This is a genomic window from Arsukibacterium sp. UBA5043, from assembly GCA_002415085.1.
Lineage (GTDB): Bacteria > Pseudomonadota > Gammaproteobacteria > Enterobacterales > Alteromonadaceae > Alishewanella.
This window is the reverse complement of record DIBV01000004.1, coordinates 113246-134685: the sequence shown is the minus strand read 5'-3', so window position 1 is coordinate 134685 and position 21440 is coordinate 113246. Positions and strand designations below refer to the sequence as shown.

Sequence of the window (21440 nt, the reverse complement as noted above, 5' to 3'; positions counted from 1 at the left end):
CTTGCTTATTTGATTGGTGTCCCTTAGTCTCGTGACTGTAATCGAAACTTAGGTGGTTGTGCAAGTAGTTATTCTTGACTCGGCAATCTTACTGATAAAGCCATGTGAGCACTCCGATAGACCTAAAGTTATGGATGTCTACGTTGCTTATCTGAACCATGTCCCCTCTATAACCCAACTGGGTCAATCGCTTTTTTTTCTCATGTTAGGCATTTATTTCCACAAATGTGATACAACCCAATAATGCAGATGGATGTAGGAGCCGATATGCCGACGTATTACTTTAAAAACAAAGATGGTGAAAGTGTCTCAGTTAATGGCGTCATTTCAGTGAACAGCATAACTTTTGACAAAGAGCCATTAACATACTTGAAGATACTGCACGATGGAAAGCATCAAATTCATTGTGACTGTACGACACCTGATGCAGTGAGTCATGTGTGTTTGCTTTCGACCCATGAAACCTACTACTTGAAGCAATCCTCAAGTAAACCTCACGACGACGAATGTCCGTTAGTTGGCTTATCTTCAGGAGAATATAATCCACCAACTAATGCAGATAAGCTACCGCAAGTAAGACCTTATCTTCCTGGTAAAAAGGTCGCTGAGAAAAAAGGTGAAGCAACTGGGGGCGGTGGTGGTCGAGGTACAAGGCAAAGTACGTTGTATACTATGCTCTGCCATTTACTTGCTGGCAAAAATATTGACGGTTTAATGATGGTGTTTAACCGATATACACACAACAAAAATTTCAACTGGGACAGTTTGTACTTTTCGCTGTTCGCAAATAAGCCATTCATTGAAAGAACTAAATTTTCCTCATTGCTAAAAACACCAAGCAATTTAAAACTTCAGCCAGATGAGGGGTTTATTATTCAATTCACTCGAAATGTAAGTAAGAGGTTTCCACCACAGATTTATACAATTGCCGTTTCAAATGAATATAACTTGGTGTTTGAGGATGGTAATTGCAAATTTACCGATAGCAATAATGTTGAAAGAAGCTTAAAGCCAAGAAGTTTTTCACATAGGTTTAAGCAAACGAAAGGAGCTCGACTTTTCTTTTTTTCAGAAGCTTACATAGATGGTGAATGGATAGTGCCTTTATTATATTCGCATCCGATTGTCAGTCTTGAAATACCCATTTTGGTGGATTCGAATTATGAGAGAGTATTTTTTAAATTTGCATCGGAGCGATTTGCGATTTGGGAAAATACTCTCACTTCAAGGTTACGACAAAAAGCAAACAATGCGGGAGATACTGATGTTCAAGCAGCAGTCAGCTTCTCTATAACGAAGCCATACTTTGCCAAGACATTCTATCATCAGCCTAACGTTCCTCTGATCCCCGATTTTAAGTTGTCCAGAAAATTTAAATACTTTGATGCTAACGAAACACAAAATTTGCTGGTTGAGGTGATGGGAATTAACGATCCTGTTTACGATGCTCGTAAAGCTGAGATAATACCTGCAATGGAAAGGAGATTAAAAATACCTGTTGCTAAAGTAAAACCAGAAACCATGACCGCTGATTTCAATGATTTGATGACAATGAAATGGTCAAAATATGAAGATAAGTACAAACTCAAGAAAACAGAATAAACATATTTAAGCAGGTATATACTACGCTGCCCCGTATCTTTGATTTGACTTGTGACAGAATTATTTTGCGGTCTGTTTGCAATCGCTGCGGTTGGGCAATGCTATCAAGACATAGTCGAAGGTGTCATTTTGTTGCTTTTGTTTCATCGAGAAGTGCGCCGATGGATGCCATGGCCTCCTGGTAAGCTGTAAATCGATCGCCTACCTGATACCATTTGTTGCACCGATAGCCGGGAATGAGAACGATGATAGAATTCCCCTCTTTCTCAGTGGAAAATTTTGCCAGAGAGGGCAATTCATGACCTGCTTGCTGCCAGACGCGGAGCATCGCAACAGCTTGTTTTTTTGACACAGGTGAATATTCCATACTTAGCCTTTAAAGTTAACATTTGGTAAAATTTAGGTGTTTATATGGTTGATGTAAAGGCTATATGAATTTAAAATTACTGTAAATTCAGTAACAGTCGCAGGAGCAATCATCAGCATGAAGCCGAGCCAACCAATTCAGTATGTGAGTTCCCCAAGGCCTGTAAGACCTGAAAACCCATCGCCACTTGATATGATTATTTATCAGTACGAGCTTAAAGCCAGCGAATTTCATAACGGCAGAAACAGCCAGGCTCCCGCTAACGAGACAACTAAGCAGAGGGCTGAGCGTATAGCTAAGCGGGATAAAGATTGGCAACACTTGCGTTTAGAGCGCCGCAAAATTGCTGCGCACATTATGTACCAGGAAAATCTGACAGCTTATCGCAAATCGAACGAGTCGAAGTCCGTTCGTGAACTGGCAACGGAAAACCATCACCCGACAAAGATGTTGGCCAGAAACTTACTTGCCGTTGGTGAGCCTAAACCAACACCAATTCATGAGGCTCACCATATCATCCCGGGGTCCGGCAAACATCGCAAAGATCTGATTATTAGGAGTCGCCTGAATCTGCATGCCTTTGGTATTGGGATCAATGACCCGTTAAATGGTATCTGGTTGCGTAACTTTGCGAAGAACACTGCTGATGACTGGGCTACACCTGAATCGCCGGCACACAGACCAATTCATACCTACAACTATGAAACTTGGATTGCTTCGAAGTTCTCAAACGATAATCTGCCGGAGCGAGTATTCTTGTCACGGTTGCAAACCGTAAAGCGTGAACTTCGCACAGGGGAGCATCCAGCTAATATTCTTGAAAGGAAAGCCGGCTGATGGAAGATGAATTAATGGAAAAGACAATAACAGTATATCGACTAAAGCCTGTTGAGAATTCTTATGAAGTCCCCGATCTGGATTTATTTGGATTCGCTGAAATCCTTGGCGATGAAGATTTATCATTAGTACGGCGCCAACCCCGAACCAACGAAAGTTTACTGAATAAATGGACCCCGTCTAGGTGTGAGCTGGCTTCGGAATATAAGCAAGGATTGCCGATACCGGATGTGTCTTTCTGGGGCTCATACTTGCTATTGTCAGAAGAGGCTTATAACGCTTTTAAAAACCTGCTGGCTGATGCAGGAGAGTTTTTAGCGCTTCAGGTCGGCTATGTGCAGATGTACATTTTTGTCCCGCTGCAGTTTGCAAAAGAGGACACTTCGAAAACATTACGTCATTATGAAGATGGATTTGAGTGTGGCGTGGAGACATTGGTGTTTGAGCAGTCATCATTGGCAGACAAGTCAGTATTTAAGTCAGAAATGTATGGCACTCATGGCCTGTTTGCAACGGGTAGCTTTAAAGAAGGTTATAACAAGCATGACTTTACTGGTATCGAGTTCGACAAGGATTTAGCTGGCATTTTCTAGCGATTAACTTGAGCGAGCTGTCAATAACGCCCGGTATAAGACCGGGCGCTGCATTTTAACAACCTAACTCAGTTTTCAGACCGCCAACCTGGCTTTCAACCGCGGGCTCTTTGTAAGACGGCAGTGATGGCATGATATTAAGTCCGCTGCGGCTCTCTACTTCATTGATAGTTACTTCCCGTGGACAGAAACTGGCTGAGCGGCTAAGCCCTTGCTCCATAATGTAAGCAGAAGCCTCAACCCAGCCGGCGTTATCGGTAATCACCACTTTGAAGTAACCAGAAGGAACAGTGTGGCCCTCATCAGCCCGCGGTAAGGTACCAAAGTACCATTCATACAGTGGACCGGTTACTACATAAACTTCCTGGCCGGTACGAGCCAAATTACGAACGGCTGTTTCCAGCTTCACCCAGGCCCCCTGGTTCAGGTTGGCAGACTGCGGTGTAATATTGGATAAATAGTTTGTCATTGCCCAATACGCTGTGTTGCTAAACGCTGCCAATGGCGCTTGATGGCCACGGTCTGTGCCCAGTACTGCAGCAGCATCGGTATAGTCTGCCGGTTCAAGCGTATAGGCTGAATTGATGTTTGGGTCTGCTTTCCACGTCCGGGTACGGCTGGGACCATCAATGGTATTTTTGGTGACTTTGTAGGCCACCCAGTTGGCAAACTTAGTGCTGCTATTGTTGTGCAGCGTGTAAATTGGCCTTTCAATAGTCTGGCCAGATTTTCCGGTCGGGCAGCTATAAGCACAATTAGCAGCGTTAGCTAAACCACCAAACAGCAGTGCGGTTAGGGTAAAGGTTATATAGGCTATCTTTTTCATGATGATGCTCGAGTTGTTGTAGAAAAAGCATCGTGCTCCAACAAGGTTACAAAGATATGAACAAATTTTAATCAGCGTGGGTGAGTGTTTTCTTATTCGATGCTCAATATCGCAATTATTGACCACAGTACCGGAACAGGACAGAATGCCAAGCGGGTAAGCAATTTCTGACCCTGGCCTATTATGTGCGCACCACAGTATTTAAGGATTTGTTGTGTATAAAAAGGAATTAGAAACACTATTGCCTCGTTGCTTTGAAATGTATGATTTTATGGCGGAACACATAAACCATTTACAACATTATGAACTATTACCAGACCTCAAATTTCGAATGGCATTTCAATCCGGCATCCTATCTTTTGAGCATGGTTTAGCCACACTTAAACTAATCGCTGATGGTTTTGTATCTTCTGGACTGGCGTTGATGCGGCCTCAGTACGAGAGCCTCGTCCGAGGGTTTTGGTTTATGCATGCTGATACAGATAATTGGATCGCCAAACTCAGAACAGCCGGGCAGGTTGGGCCAAACGAACTTAGTAAACTCGAAACACCGATGATTTCCGACATGTTAAAATTGCTCGATCAATCAGATGCTCCTAACCATATTCTTAAGCAGTTACAAGATTTCAAAGCAATTTCTAACTCTACGCTAAACAGTTTTACGCACTGTGGGTTAATTGCGCTTGTTAACAATGGTATGGGCTACGACCAAAAACTTATTTACGATGCACTGAGAAACTGCAATGCTGTTGCTGCTATTAACCTGCAGATGCTTTCTATTCTTACCGGAGATGAAGAAGCCATAACACCAGTGAGAAACATGCATCATCAATTTCATGATTGTCTGCCAATAGTCCATGCATGAAGAAGACTAAACAGCAACACCAACGCTCCATTTCAATCAGCTTGAACCCAGTGAACTTACAAGTCTTCGACGGGGTTGCATTTGACTTCCCTCAGCAAAAATTATTCGGTGTTAAAAATGGAGAGCTATATCCGTTGATCGGACAATCAAAACTCCAGTTCAAACGAAAAAAACTAAATGCCAATGAAAAAATATTGCATGAGAGTATCAGTGCTGACGGTGCGACGTATTTTAACTCCAATGCCCCATTAATGACGTACAACCACGTTATTGCTGTTGATACGAATACTCGCAACATCCAGGGTTCAACCGTTTCTGTGACTGCCGCATTTCACCTCGTGCCAGCAGGCAAGGGAGATGGATATATTTCTGCATTCTCAACGCTTTTGTCAGTCTTTGAAGTATGGGACGTCGTTGAGAAACCTGAAAACCATGGCTGGTGGCAGGTGCTGAGCGCAGTATCAAAGCAGGCAGATTTATATCCCGGCAAAATTGCCTTGGTAGTTGACTCAGACCTTGGAGAGCACGATTCGTTTAACTCCCGGGAAAAGCCAATATTTCTTGATTATTACTTACCTGAAAATGTCATGATTGTTTATGGTAGCGATAAGGGGGGCCCGGAGCACTTAACAACTAAGCTCATCAAGTATTGCCATAACACGGCTGATACGGTGTTTAAGGGGCAGCATGTACTAATGGATATTGATGATTTAGTTCCGGGTGACGGCGGCTTGTTCACATATTTTCGACAGTGGAAGGATTTAAGCATCTTTAAAAAATTCGCTGACTCAAAGTGTAATATTTAGGGTGTGAAAGACTATATTTCGCTCTTATCAGTCCATAGATGAAAATACTGGTACGTGAGTTTGAATGTTGTGGTGAACAGTGATTGCAACGAGTGGTAAAGTTCAAGTGAATCTGATGGCTTTGGATGTTCTTTTACAATCAAAATACTTAACTTGCTTATTGCAGAGGCTAGTGTTTAGCTTAGCTGACGGGCCAATCCCAATTTATGTATTGCTCTAATTGCTCGGCCAGCTCTTCAGATGCGGCGCCATCAACATGGTATGAGTGGTAACCATAGATTTTACCTATCGGGACATTTCTGAATGTATTTTTTTGATAAGGATTGAAGTTACCAATGGCACCGAATGACCAGTAATCTGTATTAATTGTTTTTAACCAGGAAATCAAAATGGTCTTGGCACCGGTTGCCTCAATTAATTTCCTACCGGTTTCAAGTGAGTAACCCTTAGTACAAATATCGTCGACCAGTAATACTGTCTTGCCCCTTTGTAAGGGGGCATTCTTATACTCAGTTGTGTAGTTCCTTGCTGGCAATTGATTGAGCATGATTGTGTTAAGTTGATTATGATGATCTAATGCCGCGCCCAGATTTCTGGCTGTTTGCGATTTGATCGCTGTGGTGTGCCTAATAACCAGATTATGTAGGTAGCTCTTTCTAAAGCATTTGGCGAAGGTCATAAGGTCGCCACTCATTTTGTTGTTATCAAAGCCAGCCTGATGACCGGGGTAGGATGTAACATAGTCAATACGGCTGTGTATTCCAGTAAAGTACATACTGGTAACTAAGGCTCCTAGCCAAAAATCGACATCGCCTTGGCCAAACTTGGCCGCAGCTCGGCCGTTTTCTGAGTACTTCCGGAATGCTTCCTTGTACGTGCTAAATGGAGCCAAGGCATAAAATTCAAAATCGCCATCTTTGATGACGTGGCTCCAGAAATGCGCGCGTAAACACAGAGTATCGATAAACCTGGCTATCTCTTTAACTTCTTTGAATTCAAATCCGTAATTCGTATTGTGGCTATACCAAATGGCTCGCAGGAACAGTATATTACCATTTACTGCGGTTCTCATGTCGTCGTCATTACTGCCGATGTAAACGACCTCATTTGACGCCCAATTCATAGCTTTTAGTACGTACTCCGTGGCAGCGGCCTTTGGTTTCGGCGGTATTGCGCTATCACGCAGGCGCGTAAAAACAACTAAATCATCAAACTGCTCTTCAAGGTAGCCGTACAGATCTCTTGTAACACCGCCAAGTTTTATTGTTCGCGCCTGATTTGCCATGAGCACGGGCCTAATACCCCGGAGCTTAAAAAAGGCCATTAGCCTGACGACTTCGCTAAATACGGCTTGGTTTATTTGGCCCATATTAAGCAGGGTGTCTTCAACACTTAGTATTACACCTTTGAGCTTCCTTGCGTCCATGCTAATTCACCTATATGTCTAATGCTATTTGGTTTTTTGAGTCATCGCCTGTGGTTGTATCAGTTTCACTATCCTTTGGGTTCCTTAAAAAAGAGAGTAAATCATCAATCTGATGTGGCACCTGGAATGTCATACCGTAAGGGTATGAGTTGATTACTTGTAGTTCCGCTGAGTTAGTGTCTGTTAGCGGGAGGTATGGCATCAAAAGCGCTTTACCATATTCTTTTGCAAAGTTAACTGTATGTGCTGTGCCGCTTTTAATGTTCCACTCTACTGGGACAACGATTTTTGCCAATGCGGCTTGGATGCGGTTTCTTCTTACAAAGTTTTCTGCGCTATAACTCTGACCAATCAGGTACTCAGTAATAATTGATCCGCCGTGAGCAAGTATTTCTGCACGTACGAGTTCAGAACCTTTTGGATAATTACTGTCAATACCAGTGCCTAGCACTGCCACAGTAGGGACGCTATACTTAATTGACTCTAAATGAGCTTCCTGGTCAATACCTTCAGCTAAGCCGCTCACAGACACAAAATCAAGTTCAGCCATAGAGGCAACAATGAACTTTGTTAGCCAAACGCCATCCTTCGTGGCTTTTCTGCTGCCGACAATTGCAATGGATTTTTGATGTAAATTCGCTAACGGGCCTTGAACGAAAAGCCACATAGGTGGATTAGGTATACTTTTCAGTTGTGGGGGGTAAACATCCTGACCGTGAAAAACGACATATATATTATCGCGATGGTACTTCCTAGCCAGTTCCACGCCATGTGACCACAGACTTATCTTTAATTGTTGCCATTCATCTTCGGAGCTTGATATCGCTTTATCAAGTTTATACTTGAGAGTTTGCTGAAAATAATTGCAATCATTTGTTTTGATGAGCTCGCGAAAGCTGATACCTTGTGATGCTATATTGTAAAGCGTCTTGAAGCCAATACCTCGTAAAGACTGCAGGGCATAGAATGCCACTGTTTCAAGCTTCCAGTATTCGTTAGCATCCTTATTAGTATCCATAGTCCCGAAAAGCTCCCAAGCTGCAAGTTGACATAACGCTATCAGAAATATAAACAATTTGCTTGTTTTTTGACTCCTGTTTGATGCAAAGCACGGCCAGAATGCACTCTCTGTAATGTTGGGACGCGCTAATGAATACTGGGTGATCGGTTACCTGCACCTTCGAATTGCAATCGTTCCTTACCACTTGTTGTAAATTAACACCATCACCACTATCACCTAAATGACCGCTTCTTGGATCTTGGCTATGTGCCAGAAGCAGACACTTATAAACCGAAAGCCACTTTCATTGAGTTGATTGTGATGAATCACTAGCTGTCATCAAATCCTCAAGATAATGGAAAGGAACTGGATATCGGTAGCGACGACAGGCTGTAAGTATCAGCGGAGCTTTCCCTTTAATAACAGCTGACATTCCTCTAAACGGATCAGTACTGCCACACTCCCGCTTTACATACTCTAGTGCTGATTTCCCATTCATAGGAAAATCAGTTGTTGCAGAGCCATGTGTATCTGCATCCGAGTACATACTCAGCTCACTGTATTGATTTGGATACCAATACTGTAAGGTGCTATGGGTAAGGTTTTCTTTTGCAAATTGCTCCAATAATTGGCTTTCTGAATCAAGTTTATATAAAGCACAAAACACAGCTAATAAAGGGTATAAAATGCTCGCCTCGGTAACTTTATTCTTATAGATACCGTCAGCTTTATCTTTATTTCTATGCTCAAGCAGCTGTTCGTAAGAGTTGTACACGATTGGATACATGCCATTACTCTTAAATGCGAATATGCACATATTGATCATTTCAGACAGCCAGCTTTTCACAAACTCATCAAGTTCTGAATTACTTGAAAGTAAAGTTATAGCAAGAGCAACGTCAATTGCTTGTGAGTCTTGATAGGGCGACAGCAATATAGGATTGTTCACAATCAAAAGGTTAATCGACTCTGTTACTTTTCGGAGCCTAAGACGCAATTGCTCCTGCTCTTCGCTCTCCGCGTCTATCGGTGGGTTTTCAGAATAATTCTTTGAAAGTAAGTGCAAAAGCCAGTGACCTTTGACGGATAAACGGCCTAAAACATCGAAAAGCTTTGAGTTCACATTGATAGAACAAGGCGAGTGGACCGCATGTGAGAGTGCGTATTTAAGTCCTACATAAGGGATTAAACTTCTATCTACATAATGGTCAGTAATTTGCTGATATGTATCGAAAAGGCTATCGAAGGACTTTGAGGGTTTGTTTTTCCCCGAGTAGTAGTCTTTCACCTTATCCCAAGCTAAAAGTAATGCTCTCTCCGATGAGAGATATGCGGCTTCCAAATTCTCAGCGTCACGGCACCATGAAAACAGAACCCATAGACATACGTTAAGCCGTGTTATGGACGATGCAACAGAATCTGCATCAGTTACATTCGACAGCACTTCATCAATCAAGATTGAGAAGTGCATGCTTGAACTCTCGGGCTCTTCGAGTAACGCCAATGATTTTCTCAGCAACGCCTGACTTGAACTAGGCAGCAACTCTTCTTTCAGCAAGTACTGTTGAATAAGCTCAGAAAGTTTGTCGCCGTTCCACTCTTCAAATGCAATATTGTCTCTAGTATTTCGCTGCTCATAGCCTGAGACTTCTTGTCTGATTCCAGAACTAACATCTCCACCAAAACACAAACAAATGACAATTTTTTTGCCTCTATGTTCTGGTGGCAAACGACTATGGATGAATGAGTCTTGAATCTCATCTAGCGAAGGGCGAAGAGCTTGATCTGCATTTCCATTCCATGTTTCTCGATTCAGATTTCCAGATTTAATAGAGAACAAATAGACTTTTTCTTCCTGCTCATTTATTTGCCCTACCGCAGCAACATCAACACCGTACTCTTTAACCCCTCTCGTGGGTGAAATGAAGACATTCAGCCCCATACTGCTCAACAAATCGGGGAGCACAGCATCTAATTCTTTTCGCTCTTTTAATGAAGCAAGATATTGCTTAAGAATTAACTTCATTTTGCCATGCCCCTATAACGATAAACCCGTAATCTATAGTCTAAGAGTTCAGGCTCTAAGACATTCAACATCGGCATTTCTGTAGAGTGGGATATATTCTGCATTTGCATTTCTTGTCGTATCTGTTCGCCACCGCCCTGATTCATATAATAAATTGAACTATTGCCGTACAATAACCTCTTGGTCGTTGTTATAAGCTGAAAAATTGATGATTTTGACGCTTCTTCATTGGCATCCTGCATGCTTTTGCTGAACTCTTTCCAGTAAGCTCTTACATTCTCTCTGGGAGCCATTAACTCCTTTACCCCAGATACTTTTTCAAGATCATCATGATACTTTTGAAGTTTATCAAGTAATTGCTTACATGGATTTACCTGAAAGCCGCTATTTATACATGACTGAAAGAATAATTTAAGGTCGCCGGGGTAACTTAAGAGTAAGGGATCGTATAAAACTGCTTCGAGCTCCATTTGTGTATTTATCGACGTAGTTTCATAAATTGATAAAATGAAACTTGCAGCGGCTATCGGCCGCATAAATAACCAACCAACCGCCTTATGGCTTACAAATAACTGCTCTTCTTCATCTGCTAGCAATCCAATATCTGCCTTGAGTTCAACATCCTCAACCGCTACATCATGAAGTAGATTGGAAGCAGCATGGCAAAACGATGACTTTCCAGATAGGAACCACTTTGTAACAATGTGGTTTAATAATTCTGGGTATTCGCGCAATAACTCGTTAGAGAAAAAGTCTAACGATTCGAGCTTCACACCTACGGTTAGAAGGGACTCTAATAATTCAATGGCAACAGACTGCGAATCTCCTTTAACTAAATTGACTAATAAATAATCAATGTTATCGATAATTCCTTTGTTCTCGGGGGATACATTCGCTATTTTATTTATCAGAAAATGGGAAATATTCGCTGGCAACTGGATTCGTTGAAATGCAAGAACATCCGATATTGTATAAAGAACCTCAAGAGATCCTTTTTCAATACACTTCAGCAGAAGCTCTTCCGTCTGCGACCAGTAAGATGGGAATGTTTCTGCAAATTTAAGTGTTGCCTTAAGTATCGATGCACAACAACTATTTTCATTCTCGCTGTTAGCACTTCTGCTAAGCAAATCCCAAATTACAGCTACATGAGTTCCATTTACCGGTAGCCACCCCAATGAAAAATACGCTTGATTTCTGACCGTAGCATTTCTATCGGCGATCAGAGTATTTATCGTTTGGATTGCTTCTGTCACATTCTCCGAGTTGTAAGCGAGGATTGAGCAGGAGAGATAAAGAGCATATGTATCAAGCTCTTTTTGGTTCAAGATTAATTCAATACTCTCTTTGGGACGCTGCGGTTCCATCCTTAAGAAGCTTCCGAAGGTCCCATCACTAATGGATACGTCTCTACCTGCTTGCTGCGTCAGATGGACGAGACAATTTAGGACGTCTTCGACACTTGCATTTAACGAAGGTAACGCGCTTTCAAAAACTTGCAGTATTACAGTAAAAATGTGTCTGCTTGAGTCAATATCAATCCCAAGTACTATTTTGATTAGGTCTATTTTCCCTTCGTTGTGTAACTCGGATAGCGCATTTTTCAAAACGTTATCTTTAGAACGAATTTCTTGAATATAAAAATCTTTAATGACGGCAAGCAGCCCCGCGTTTGTGTCACTTGCAACTAGTAATCCCTCTTTTACTTTATCTAGTGACATCTCTGGCTCCTATTTCCCTAAACAGACCGACTCTAATTTCATGTTTTACATGAAAATTTAGTAAATGACGAGTAATGGTAAACTTAAAAAGCTCAGAAGTCCCAGTTTTGGGGGCTATAAATGTCTATAATTCGCTCATTGCTGCCTGCAGATCTATGCCGCCTGGCAGCTAAGTGCCAATTGCAGACATTCCAACTTTAAGGCTGTAAAGTCCGCTTTTAGGTGTTAGCAGAACGCCGCCAACACGCGCAGCTTTGTAGTGGAGGCGAAGCCGCAACGGAAAAGCTGTCGCTGTGCTTGGCTTTGTTAAGCGCCACCGCATTCATATAGCTGAAGGATATAATTTTTTTGGAACCCACCATATGTAAGCGGCCATCCCAAATAGCTCAACCAATGACTGAAATACGATAACTACAACCGTAAGCTCAAAGGATGAAGGCAGAGAGAGTGCTAGGGGAAGAACCACAAATGAATTCCTGCTACCTAAACTGAAGGCAAGAACTCTGCCTTGATTTGTTGGCAATGAAAATATTTTTGAAAGCACTAAAGATAAAACCCCAGCTATCAGAAGAAATGCAGAAAACACTGCAAACAAGCTTGGGAGTATGCCCAATGAATCAATGACTACATTGACTTGTGCCGCTGCTATAGAAAACACAACCAATGCCAGTAGCGGAACGGGAAGCCAGCCAAAAGCATTCAGAATAGCTTCTCTGCCCTCTCGTTTTTCAGCCCATTTTTCGGTTGCAAATGCCGCCGCCAAGGGGAGGACGATAAGTCCGAAGAAGGCCAGAACTAGCTCTCGCTGCATCACGCTGGTTGTTATTTCCGAACCAAGGAAAAGCCATATATAAACTGGCAGGAGAATTAGCTGAAGCAAAAGACTAACTGGCGAAAAGGCAATGGCCCGCTTTGTATCCCCCCCACCCAAGTGTGTGAAGGTGATAAACCAGTCAGTACACGGGACCAATAACACCAAGAGTATGCCTAACTTGACCGCAGGCAAGTTAGGCCCAACGGACATTAACCCCCACACAATTAACGGGAGAACAACGAAATTACCAATCACCGCTGCCAGCATAAAGCGGGAGTCAGAGAATGCTTCTCGCAGATGCCCTAGAGGAACCTGAGTAAAAGTCGTATACAGAAGCATGCCTAGCAAAGGCCACAAAGCCCACTCTAGAATCTCTGACTGTTCAGGAAACTTCACCCCGACCAGTAATCCTATAAGGATTCCGGTCAGGTAGATAAATACCTGATATTTTTCCAATGCCTCTCGTTTCAATGATCAGAACCTCGTTGATCGATTACCGCTTAACTACCAAATTTAGCGCGGGAAAACGCGCATGCGTTTTGCCGTCGCAGCCCATGCGCAGCGTGGGCGATTAACATTTGCTTGTTAGGGCTGTGCAGCAAACTGCCATTTATCTCTATTTGCATAGAACACCCAATTTAATTTCGAAGAAACAATATACACAAACAAAATTGCTGTCGTTTCCTGAAACTCTTTGAAATTAAGCCAATTTAAAACAAATGACTGCTCTAAACGATTGCTTATACCCGTAGTTTTGTTTACCCGTTCAAACGATTCGAAAGCAAGAACCTGTTGTCCAATAAACGAATTAAAGCAACGGTTAAATTCTTCTTCGGTGAGCCAACCATGAGAAACAGAAATAATTGAACCGACCAATTGCCAATCCGGGTTAACAGGTAGCAAATCTAAATCTTGTTCAGTGTTAACGATCTTCGTTAAACAAGAAAAATCCATGTACCGACCCCGTAAGCCCTAACGCTAAGCACATGGGCGGCGAGCCGCGCAGCGGGTTGACGTCCCAGCGGCTGACGTTTCAGGATATGGACTGACTCTGTATTGGAATGGATTTATACAATCACGTCGAATTTTGGAATGCCGAATTATCTTTTTTAAAAGCACAATTTCGGCCGACCTCAAGACAATCAGCAATAGAATACAGCCAAGCACTTGTTTAGCTGAGGTATATTTATCGAATAGCGTCATTAATATCAGCTTTGAATAATGGTTTAATCACGTATGCTTTAAGTGTTTTAATGCCGGTAACGTTATTGTGACATCCAAACCACCATCGCTGTTGACACTAAAACTTATCTGCCCTCCATGAAGTGTAACAATGTGCCGTACTATCGATAAACCTAAACCTGCGCCTACCAAATGCTGATGTTGTGGGTGACGGTAGAACCTGTCTCCTAGTCTGCCAATGTCAGCATCAGCAATACCGCTGTTGCTTACAGTGATGATCGTCATTTCAGCGCGTTGATATGTTGTTACCGTCACAGTGCCGTCATTTGGTGAATATTTAGCCGCATTATCAAACACATTACGCAGTAAACTTTGCAACAGAGTCATGTCGCCATACAGCTGACAGCTGTCGTCCAGCGTAAGTTGCCAGTGAACTTTATCTAAAAGCGCCAACGGCAGCTGTGATAAGCTTTGATGCAACAGTGGCGTTAGCGGTATGCAGGTGCAGTGTATGTGTTGTATGTGGTCCAGATGGGCTACAGATAGCAATTGGTCAACCAGATGTGACATTCGTTTACTACCTTCGGTAATCGCATTAACCGCCTCGGCAACGTCGTGTGCGTTATTGGCAACACTGAGGTTTTGCGCATGTAAATGTAAAATACTTAGTGGTGTGCGTAATTCATGCGATGCATCTGCAACAAAGCGTTTTTCTTGCTTTATATAGCTGCGGATTCGTTCAAGTAGGCTGTTAATGGCCGTTTGTATCGGTTTTAGTTCTGCTGGCAGCTTCAGCTGTATTTCATGTAGTTGTTCCGGCGTTTTATCAGCTACTTGTAGTTGCAGTAAATGAAGTGGCCGCAGAATAAGCTTAATCACCAGGTAAATTAAGAAACTCAGCGGTAACATCATCATCAAAACAGGCCGCACCTGAGCCTGAGCGATATGGCCACCCATCTCTTCGCGGATATCCTCACGCTGGGCGGTGAAAATCCATAAATTTTGCTCCGATACATAATAACTGAAGGTTACCCAAAGCGTATTATGCTCTCTAATTTCATGGTAACCGGCTTCATGCTTAGGAGTGGGAAACTGCAACGCATTTTCTGAAACCATGATCAGCTTGTCACCTTGCTGGACCTGAAAGGCAATTTTTCCCTCGTATTTGTGGCCAGTCAGCAATCGTTCTTGTTGGGAGGTTAATGCTTCCCCTCTATCATTTGTTTCTGGGACTTCGACAACAACTGGCAGTTCAGTACCTGGATTTGTCAGGCCCGCTCTTAGTAAGAGGCTGATGAACTTGGCGCTGCGAGCAAGTTCGGCATCATATATTTCATCCAGTTCGTGTAACGAATCATTGTATACGATATACGCATTCAAACTTAAAGCACCCAGCATTAATAGGTTGATACCAAGCATCAGGAAAAACTTAATACTGTTAATGATCATATCGGCTTACCAGCATATAACCGATACCGCGTACGGTCTTTATTACCTCGGAGTTGAGTTTTTTTCGTAAATTATGGATATGCACTTCAATAGCGTTGCTTTCTGTATCACCATCCCAACCGTAGCTCAGTTCTTCAAGCTGCTGACGCGATAAAATACGGTCAGGTTTTAGCATAAACTCTTTTAGAAGCATAAATTCTCTGCGGGTTAAGCTGAGGTACTGTTGTTGAAAAGTACACTGGTTGTTTTGCAAATTTAAACAAATACCTGCCAACTCCAGAACGTCATCTGTACGCTGCTGCTGACGACGAAGCAGCACCCTAATGCGGGCTTCCAATTCGAGTACATCGACAGGTTTCACCAGGTAATCATCAGCACCGCTGTTCAGTGCAGTTAGCTTCGAGTCCAATTGTCCTTGCGCCGTTAACACTAAAATGGGCATGCTGATACCCGCTTTACGGAAGCGCCCGATCAAATGAAGTGCAAAACCATCCGGCAAGCCCAAATCTAAAATCATCATGCTAAAGCTGTTGTCTTCCGCCGCACTTGTTGCTTGTTTACCAGTGGAGCAATGCTCCACCTGATACCCCATGCGTTTAAGCCGGGTGATCATACCCTTGGCCAGTAATTCATCATCTTCTACCAATAAGATACGCATCAGGTTTGCTCTTCGTCAGCGGTTAGTACAGCCGGAAGTTACATCCAACTCAACTCTTAGTTGAGTTGTCTTTACGGCAAACAACGATAACACAGTATCAAAGATATTATCATGACTGAGGTTGGTGTTTTGAAGTAAACAGTTGCCATGTAGTTTAGTGTGTTTGCTAAAGTCATCCGACAGCCAAAACAGCATAGGTACTTTAGTTTGAGCGTCCGGTGCCATCCAGTACGGTAGACCATGTAAGTACACACCGTTTTCACCAAGCGACTCGCCATGGTCTGATGCGTAAATGAGCGCTGTATCATATTTATCTGCCAGCGATTCTAACAGCGTGATGCTATTGTCCAACAGCAGATCGGTGCTGACAATCGCATTATCATAAGCATTGATAATATGTTGCTGCTGACAGTCACTCAATAGGTTGGTGCGGCACTCTGGCATAAACACCTTATGTTGTTCAAGGCTGCGCTTGTAATATTCAGGCCCGTGATTACCTTGTTGATGCAGAACTATAAATTGAGATTGTGCGCTGTCTTGCTGCAAGATACGCTGCTTTAACCGCTCTAGCAGCGCTAGATCCGGACAATCGCCATCATTACATTTGTACTGGCTGTTGATGGCAAACTGGTTATCTTGTTCAACTCGGTCACACATGGTTTTGCAACCAGAATTATTGTTACGCCACAACACCTTAACGCCGGCGCGTTGCAGTACATCCAGCAGGTTGTCGGAGCCCTTGGCGGTAGCTTCATCATAGGTATCTTTGGTTAGATAACTAAACATGCAGGGTACGGATATCGCGGTAGCCGTGCCACAGGAACTGATGGCGCCAAAATTAATCAGCTTACGCTTAGCTAATTTTGGCGTAGTATCACGAGCGTAACCATTGATGCCAAAATGATCAGCTCTTACCGTTTCGCCCAGCACAAAGAGTATTAATCTTGGCTTGCTGCCTGCCGATAACTGCTGCAAAGCGTCTGTTGCATAGCTTTGATGGCTGTGTGCCATCGCCGGTGTTGCGCCAAACAAGCCTACAGATGCTGTAAGGGCACTAAGGGGCAAGGTTTGGTGTTTCAAGTAGCGATGCTCCCGAAACACGCTTGAGTACGTTTTGTACTGACTGGCTACTAGCACCATGATCACGCTAAAACAACCCAACAACACCGCAAAATATCGCAGTACTGAACCAATTTTTCTACCTGTCGGAGCAGAAACTTTATTTGATACCGGAATAATAAATAGCAACGTAGCCGGCAACAGTAAATTAAACAAAAAATACGGCACCATCGTAAAGCTAAGTAAACCGAAAATTTCCGCACTATCCGTTTCCAGTGCATTTTTTAACATATTTTTGTCGATGACTACGCCATAGTTAAGCATAAAATATTGGCTGCAAGCGCTAATTGACAGCAGTAACAGTAGCCAGGGCTTTTGCCATTTTCCGCTGCCACCTAATTGGCATAAAAGCAGGTTAAGCAACAACAGCAGCATAGTTAAACTAAGGCTAATGTGGCTATCGCCTATCGTTAGGAGACTACTAAAAAACTTCTGGTTAAAACCTATAGTAAGCACAATGGCAATAAGCACATTAAGTTGCCATGGACGCAGTAGCAATACTTTGAAGTAATTGGTCTTTAATGATGCAGGAGTTTGTGCGGTTGCCAACATATAGACACCCAGAATAGCCATCGTATTGCGCTATGATGCCATGCCCGTCTTAAGAGAATCTTAAGTTAGCATTCTCTGGCGGTTATTATTGCCGGCGGAAAAAACACACTAAAACTGAGTTTGGCGCAACAGATACAAATAAACAGTGTCGTAATGTCGTGTGACATAAAGTGCGCACCTCGCAGCTGCTGAGTAATACCCAACAAAAACCCACAAACTAAACTAGCGGCAAGGCCGAAAAATCGGTACTGATACCGGGAGTGTTTAAAAAAGTAATACAACGCTACCCAAGCATAACCGACACTAGCGTGACCAGCGGGGAAGCATTGACTGTAAGGTAAATTGGACGGCCGTGTTTGCAGCAAATGTATATAAGGTTCAATACCGCCAAACAATGACAAACTCCAGGGGCAGGCAATATTGGTAATGGCTTTAAAATACGCTACTAGCGCAAAAGAACTTATCAGCGAAATCGTCAATGCCAGGTATGCATTACTGAGTTTTGGATTAGTTTTATCTAGCCAATGGTAATACACCGTGGTGAGTAACACGGCTGATGCAAGAATATAGTTTAATTTTCGGGCGCCTTTGTGCAGTATATCCTCTGTCAACCAATGCTCCCTGAGTGCCCATTGATTGCCTTCTAGAGCATAGAGCTTGGTCGCCAACCATACGTCCAACCCGGCAACATCAAACAACAGTATCAAAACGACAAAACCAGCAAACAGCACATGAGACGTTTTGTTAAGCAAAAATTGACGGATCACCATAAAATGATACCCCATACGCAGGATGCACAGATCAAACTGGCAAGCACCGCAGCAGAGGCGAGATCTTTAGCTTTACCACTCAACGGATGAAACTCAGCGCCAATACGGTCAACAACAACTTCAACTGCGGTGTTTAATAATTCGACAATAAGTACAAAGAATAGTGACAATACCAGTAAAGCGCGCTCTGACGCTTCTACGTTTACCAGCATAGCAATTGGTAACAATATAGCCATTGCGGCTATTTCTTGTCTCAATGCGGCTTCACTGTGTAATCCTGCTTTTAACCCCTGCCAGGAGTATTTGCTAGCAAACCACAGCCGACTGATCCCTTTAGCTTCCGACTTCATTTGATTCTCCACTGGTTTTGATGCCACTAAGATAGTTTGATTAGCTTAAGATTTGCTTAAGCTTTGGGGGCTAGCATGCACAAAAATTTTTAGGATCTTCTTGCATGCCTGTACCCTCAAAAGTTGTCTGGTTTCTCGGCCCATATTTGCAGTATGCCGTTATGGTGTTGCTCATTTTGCTGTTGTTAACTGCTAGTAGGGTGGGATTATTTGTCTGGCAGTTTGACCGAGTTAGTGTTGCAGGAGATATCAGCACGATGTTACTACAAGGAGTAAGAGCAGACCTGATTTTTGCCGGTTTGTGGTTAATTATTCCTGTGTTATTGGCCCCGCTGCTGGCAGGTGAAAAGCGCTTTTTCCTGTGGCGAGGCTTTAGCCATTTTTGGGTTTTATTGGGCCTGTGTCTGGCTATTTTTATTGAAGTTTCCACGCCGCAGTTTATTTTGCAATACGATATCCGCCCAAACCGGCTTTACATCGAGTATTTAAAATACCCCAAAGAAGTATTCAGCACTTTATGGCAGGGTTATCGTGCCATGTTATTGGGGGGCGTTGCTGTTACAGTGTTTATGCTATGGTTGCTAAACCGAGTATTTATCAATGTAACAACAAAAACGCAGCCATATCCAGCCAAAATATTCTGGTTTAGTTGGCCATTAGTGGTGCTGTTGGTATTTTCCGCCGTGCGTTCAACTACTGAACATCGGCCGGCGAATCCCGCCATGTTTGCCATTACCAGTGATGCGCTCGTTAATTCCTTGATTATCAACTCGCCTTATTCTGTGTTGTATGCACTTTACAATATGAAACACGAGGCTCGTTCGAGCGAAATTTACGGCAAGTTACCGGATGCTGAAATGTTAAAACTGGCATTAGACTGGCCTTGGCTAAAACATGTCAGTTTTAACAACTCCGAATTGCCGACTCTACACTATAGAGAAGCGGCCATGAAACGAAGTAAGCCGCTTAATCTGGTGATCATTTTGCAGGAAAGTTTGGGCGCAACCTTTGTCGAGTCACTCGGTGGTGTACCGGTAACTCCGGAATTAGAGAAACTGAAACATGACGGCTGGTGGTTTGAGCAAATGTACGCAACCGGAACCCGTTCAGTGCGCGGAATTGAAGCGGTAGTATCCGGTTTTATGCCGACACCAGCACAAAGCACAGTTAAATTGTCGTTATCGCAGCAGAATTTCTATACGCTTGGCAGTACACTTACACAGCAAGGCTATAATACCAGTTTTATTTATGGTGGAGAGGCACATTTTGACAATATGCGCAGCTTTTTTACCGGAAATGACATTAATCAGATTATTGACTTACCGCAAATGTCAAACCCTGTGTTCGTAGGTAGTTGGGGGGCCAGCGATGAGGATTTATTTACAGCAGCTGCCAAGCATTTTAGTGACATGCATCAGCAGAAACAGCCGTTTTTCAGCTTGGTATTTACCTCGTCTAACCATACGCCGTTTGAGTTTCCGGACGGTCGTATAAGTTTGTACGAACAGCCCAAAGCCACCATGAATAATTCAGTAAAATATGCCGACTATGCGCTGGGTAAATTTATTTCAGAGGCACGAGAGCAGCCATACTGGCAGGATACTTTATTTTTGATTGTGGCAGATCATGATAACCGGGTATACGGCAATAACTTGGTTCCTGTAGAGAAATTTCATATTCCGGCCCTGATCCTTGGCGCAGACATTACTCCGAAGCGTATTGAGCCAGTAGCCAGCCAGATCGACTTAGCCCCAACAATGCTGTCGTTGATGGGTATTAGCGGCAGCACACCGCTAATTGGCCGCGACTTTGCCCGTGACGATAGTAGCTCTGGCCGAGCATTCATGCAGTTTGATCAATACTTTGCGCTGATGGAGCAGCAACAGCTAACGATTCTGCGACCTCAACAGCCGGCTATTGGTGCGATCTATGATCCCGTTGCAAAAAGTGTAACAATTGAAGCGGGCTCGGTGTCAGATGTACAAATAAAACGTACCTTGGCGCAGGTGTTACTTCCGTCCTACTTATATCGGCAACAAGCATATCGATTACCAGACCAAAAGCCTTAAATTATGTGGTTTTAGATGGCTTTGAAATCAATTGAGTAACAATACGATCTTTGCCTCCTTATGAGAAAAAGTCCTAATAGTCATAGTGAGGGTTCGACTTGATCTTAAACAGCTAAGTTAGTAGCAACAAAGTGAAATTATATAGTTTATTAATTTCATATAGTTATATGCTATTTGATGAGGAATTTCCAGAATCACGGCTGACCCTCACTAAGAGGATCTGTGTCTGACGCAGAATACCTCATTGCATGGTTTGTTTGTAAATTAGGATTTGCCTGTAGGACTCGCTCATTATGAAACAGTCGCACCAGCGCGCCGTGTTTTTAAAACAAGTTGAGCCAACCAGTAAATTAGAAACTTATTAAAAATATCACTCTAAGCTCAAAAAGCAAAAATTTCAAGTTGCAT

The 21440-nt window shown here is 42.9% G+C and carries 19 protein-coding genes; 6 read left to right on the top strand and 13 right to left on the bottom strand.

All coding sequences use genetic code 11. The features are described from left to right. The first annotated feature begins 267 nt into the window (after nucleotides 1-267). Complete coding sequence (locus B2Q61_RS04795) at nucleotides 268-1602, top strand: PDC sensor domain-containing protein (RefSeq protein WP_290620039.1); 1335 nt, start codon at nucleotides 268-270, stop codon at nucleotides 1600-1602. Nucleotides 1603-1726: 124 nt separating this feature from the next. On the opposite strand, the gene B2Q61_RS04790 is transcribed toward B2Q61_RS04795, so the two are convergent. Beyond that, complete coding sequence (locus B2Q61_RS04790; protein ID WP_290620037.1) at nucleotides 1727-1969, bottom strand: hypothetical protein; 243 nt, start codon at nucleotides 1967-1969, stop codon at nucleotides 1727-1729. Nucleotides 1970-2086: 117 nt separating this feature from the next. Here B2Q61_RS04790 and B2Q61_RS04785 point away from each other — a divergent pair, with 117 nt between their 5' ends. Further along, entirely contained in the window at nucleotides 2087-2806 is a 720-nt protein-coding gene (locus B2Q61_RS04785) for an AHH domain-containing protein (RefSeq protein ID WP_290620035.1), read from the top strand. Further along, on the top strand, nucleotides 2806-3399 hold the full coding sequence (locus B2Q61_RS04780) for a hypothetical protein (RefSeq protein ID WP_290620033.1): 594 nt from the start codon (nucleotides 2806-2808) through the stop codon (nucleotides 3397-3399). Before B2Q61_RS04785 ends, B2Q61_RS04780 begins: the two co-directional genes overlap by 1 nt. Nucleotides 3400-3454: 55 nt before the next feature. Here the strand turns inward: B2Q61_RS04780 and B2Q61_RS04775 are convergent, their stop codons facing one another. Further along, nucleotides 3455-4225 (bottom strand): DNA/RNA non-specific endonuclease, encoded by a 771-nt coding sequence (locus B2Q61_RS04775; protein WP_290620031.1) that lies wholly within the window; start codon nucleotides 4223-4225, stop codon nucleotides 3455-3457. 214 nt (nucleotides 4226-4439) lie between these two features. Here B2Q61_RS04775 and B2Q61_RS04770 point away from each other — a divergent pair, with 214 nt between their 5' ends. Together B2Q61_RS04770 and B2Q61_RS04765 are read left to right on the top strand one after the other, a co-directional pair. Next, a complete protein-coding gene (locus B2Q61_RS04770) occupies nucleotides 4440-5090 on the top strand; it encodes a DUF6988 family protein (RefSeq protein ID WP_290620029.1) in 651 nt (216 codons plus the stop codon). After that, nucleotides 5087-5896: a hypothetical protein gene (locus B2Q61_RS04765; protein WP_290620027.1), complete on the top strand. Its 810-nt coding sequence runs from the start codon at nucleotides 5087-5089 to the stop codon at nucleotides 5894-5896. The genes B2Q61_RS04770 and B2Q61_RS04765 overlap by 4 nt, the downstream gene beginning before the upstream one ends. 181 nt (nucleotides 5897-6077) lie before the next feature. Here B2Q61_RS04765 and B2Q61_RS04760 read toward each other — a convergent pair whose 3' ends face one another. The 11 genes from B2Q61_RS04760 to B2Q61_RS04710 all read right to left on the bottom strand — a co-directional run bounded on the left by B2Q61_RS04760 (nucleotide 6078) and on the right by B2Q61_RS04710 (nucleotide 18963). Beyond that, nucleotides 6078-7322 (bottom strand): hypothetical protein, encoded by a 1245-nt coding sequence (locus B2Q61_RS04760; protein ID WP_290620025.1) that lies wholly within the window; start codon nucleotides 7320-7322, stop codon nucleotides 6078-6080. A gap of 10 nt (nucleotides 7323-7332) precedes the next feature. Further along, nucleotides 7333-8340 (bottom strand): DNA-processing protein DprA, encoded by a 1008-nt coding sequence (locus B2Q61_RS04755; RefSeq protein WP_290620023.1) that lies wholly within the window; start codon nucleotides 8338-8340, stop codon nucleotides 7333-7335. A gap of 286 nt (nucleotides 8341-8626) precedes the next feature. Beyond that, nucleotides 8627-10348, bottom strand: a complete 1722-nt coding sequence (locus B2Q61_RS04750; protein ID WP_290620021.1) for a hypothetical protein — start codon at nucleotides 10346-10348, stop codon at nucleotides 8627-8629. After that, nucleotides 10345-12069 (bottom strand): hypothetical protein, encoded by a 1725-nt coding sequence (locus tag B2Q61_RS04745; protein ID WP_290620019.1) that lies wholly within the window; start codon nucleotides 12067-12069, stop codon nucleotides 10345-10347. Before B2Q61_RS04745 ends, B2Q61_RS04750 begins: the two co-directional genes overlap by 4 nt. A gap of 322 nt (nucleotides 12070-12391) precedes the next feature. Then, on the bottom strand, nucleotides 12392-13354 hold the full coding sequence (locus tag B2Q61_RS04740; protein ID WP_076920128.1) for an arsenic resistance protein: 963 nt from the start codon (nucleotides 13352-13354) through the stop codon (nucleotides 12392-12394). A gap of 114 nt (nucleotides 13355-13468) precedes the next feature. After that, complete coding sequence (locus B2Q61_RS04735) at nucleotides 13469-13837, bottom strand: hypothetical protein (protein ID WP_290620015.1); 369 nt, start codon at nucleotides 13835-13837, stop codon at nucleotides 13469-13471. A 276-nt stretch (nucleotides 13838-14113) separates the two neighbouring features. Then, nucleotides 14114-15514: a sensor histidine kinase gene (locus tag B2Q61_RS04730; protein ID WP_290620013.1), complete on the bottom strand. Its 1401-nt coding sequence runs from the start codon at nucleotides 15512-15514 to the stop codon at nucleotides 14114-14116. Then, complete coding sequence (locus B2Q61_RS04725; RefSeq protein ID WP_290620011.1) at nucleotides 15504-16172, bottom strand: response regulator; 669 nt, start codon at nucleotides 16170-16172, stop codon at nucleotides 15504-15506. The genes B2Q61_RS04730 and B2Q61_RS04725 overlap by 11 nt, the downstream gene beginning before the upstream one ends. A gap of 15 nt (nucleotides 16173-16187) precedes the next feature. Then, nucleotides 16188-17843 (bottom strand): phosphoethanolamine transferase, encoded by a 1656-nt coding sequence (locus tag B2Q61_RS04720; protein WP_290620009.1) that lies wholly within the window; start codon nucleotides 17841-17843, stop codon nucleotides 16188-16190. Nucleotides 17844-17908: 65 nt separating this feature from the next. Then, on the bottom strand, nucleotides 17909-18613 hold the full coding sequence (locus B2Q61_RS04715) for a phosphatase PAP2 family protein (RefSeq protein ID WP_290620007.1): 705 nt from the start codon (nucleotides 18611-18613) through the stop codon (nucleotides 17909-17911). After that, nucleotides 18607-18963 carry a diacylglycerol kinase gene (locus B2Q61_RS04710; protein ID WP_290620006.1) on the bottom strand — a complete coding sequence of 119 codons (357 nt, stop codon included), beginning with the start codon at nucleotides 18961-18963 and terminating at the stop codon, nucleotides 18607-18609. Before B2Q61_RS04710 ends, B2Q61_RS04715 begins: the two co-directional genes overlap by 7 nt. Before the next feature lie 104 nt (nucleotides 18964-19067). On the opposite strand from B2Q61_RS04710, the gene B2Q61_RS04705 reads away from it, so the two are divergent. Continuing rightward, complete coding sequence (locus tag B2Q61_RS04705; RefSeq protein ID WP_290620004.1) at nucleotides 19068-21032, top strand: LTA synthase family protein; 1965 nt, start codon at nucleotides 19068-19070, stop codon at nucleotides 21030-21032. Nucleotides 21033-21440: the final 408 nt, after the last annotated feature.

Bases quoted from the DNA above. Each gene is read 5' to 3' on its own strand.
- B2Q61_RS04785 (WP_290620035.1), top strand. From the start codon at position 2,087: ATGAAGCCGAGCCAACCAATTCAGTATGTGAGTTCCCCAAGGCCTGTA.
- B2Q61_RS04720 (WP_290620009.1), bottom strand. From the start codon at position 17,843: ATGTTGGCAACCGCACAAACTCCTGCATCATTAAAGACCAATTACTTC.
- B2Q61_RS04745 (WP_290620019.1), bottom strand. From the start codon at position 12,069: ATGTCACTAGATAAAGTAAAAGAGGGATTACTAGTTGCAAGTGACACA.
- B2Q61_RS04780 (WP_290620033.1), top strand. From the start codon at position 2,806: ATGGAAGATGAATTAATGGAAAAGACAATAACAGTATATCGACTAAAG.
- B2Q61_RS04710 (WP_290620006.1), bottom strand. From the start codon at position 18,963: ATGAAGTCGGAAGCTAAAGGGATCAGTCGGCTGTGGTTTGCTAGCAAA.
- B2Q61_RS04755 (WP_290620023.1), bottom strand. From the start codon at position 8,340: ATGGATACTAATAAGGATGCTAACGAATACTGGAAGCTTGAAACAGTG.
- B2Q61_RS04765 (WP_290620027.1), top strand. From the start codon at position 5,087: ATGAAGAAGACTAAACAGCAACACCAACGCTCCATTTCAATCAGCTTG.
- B2Q61_RS04750 (WP_290620021.1), bottom strand. From the start codon at position 10,348: ATGAAGTTAATTCTTAAGCAATATCTTGCTTCATTAAAAGAGCGAAAA.
- B2Q61_RS04795 (WP_290620039.1), top strand. From the start codon at position 268: ATGCCGACGTATTACTTTAAAAACAAAGATGGTGAAAGTGTCTCAGTT.
- B2Q61_RS04760 (WP_290620025.1), bottom strand. From the start codon at position 7,322: ATGGACGCAAGGAAGCTCAAAGGTGTAATACTAAGTGTTGAAGACACC.
- B2Q61_RS04735 (WP_290620015.1), bottom strand. From the start codon at position 13,837: ATGGATTTTTCTTGTTTAACGAAGATCGTTAACACTGAACAAGATTTA.
- B2Q61_RS04725 (WP_290620011.1), bottom strand. From the start codon at position 16,172: ATGCGTATCTTATTGGTAGAAGATGATGAATTACTGGCCAAGGGTATG.
- B2Q61_RS04715 (WP_290620007.1), bottom strand. From the start codon at position 18,613: ATGGTGATCCGTCAATTTTTGCTTAACAAAACGTCTCATGTGCTGTTT.
- B2Q61_RS04730 (WP_290620013.1), bottom strand. From the start codon at position 15,514: ATGATCATTAACAGTATTAAGTTTTTCCTGATGCTTGGTATCAACCTA.
- B2Q61_RS04705 (WP_290620004.1), top strand. From the start codon at position 19,068: ATGCCTGTACCCTCAAAAGTTGTCTGGTTTCTCGGCCCATATTTGCAG.
- B2Q61_RS04775 (WP_290620031.1), bottom strand. From the start codon at position 4,225: ATGAAAAAGATAGCCTATATAACCTTTACCCTAACCGCACTGCTGTTT.
- B2Q61_RS04790 (WP_290620037.1), bottom strand. From the start codon at position 1,969: ATGGAATATTCACCTGTGTCAAAAAAACAAGCTGTTGCGATGCTCCGC.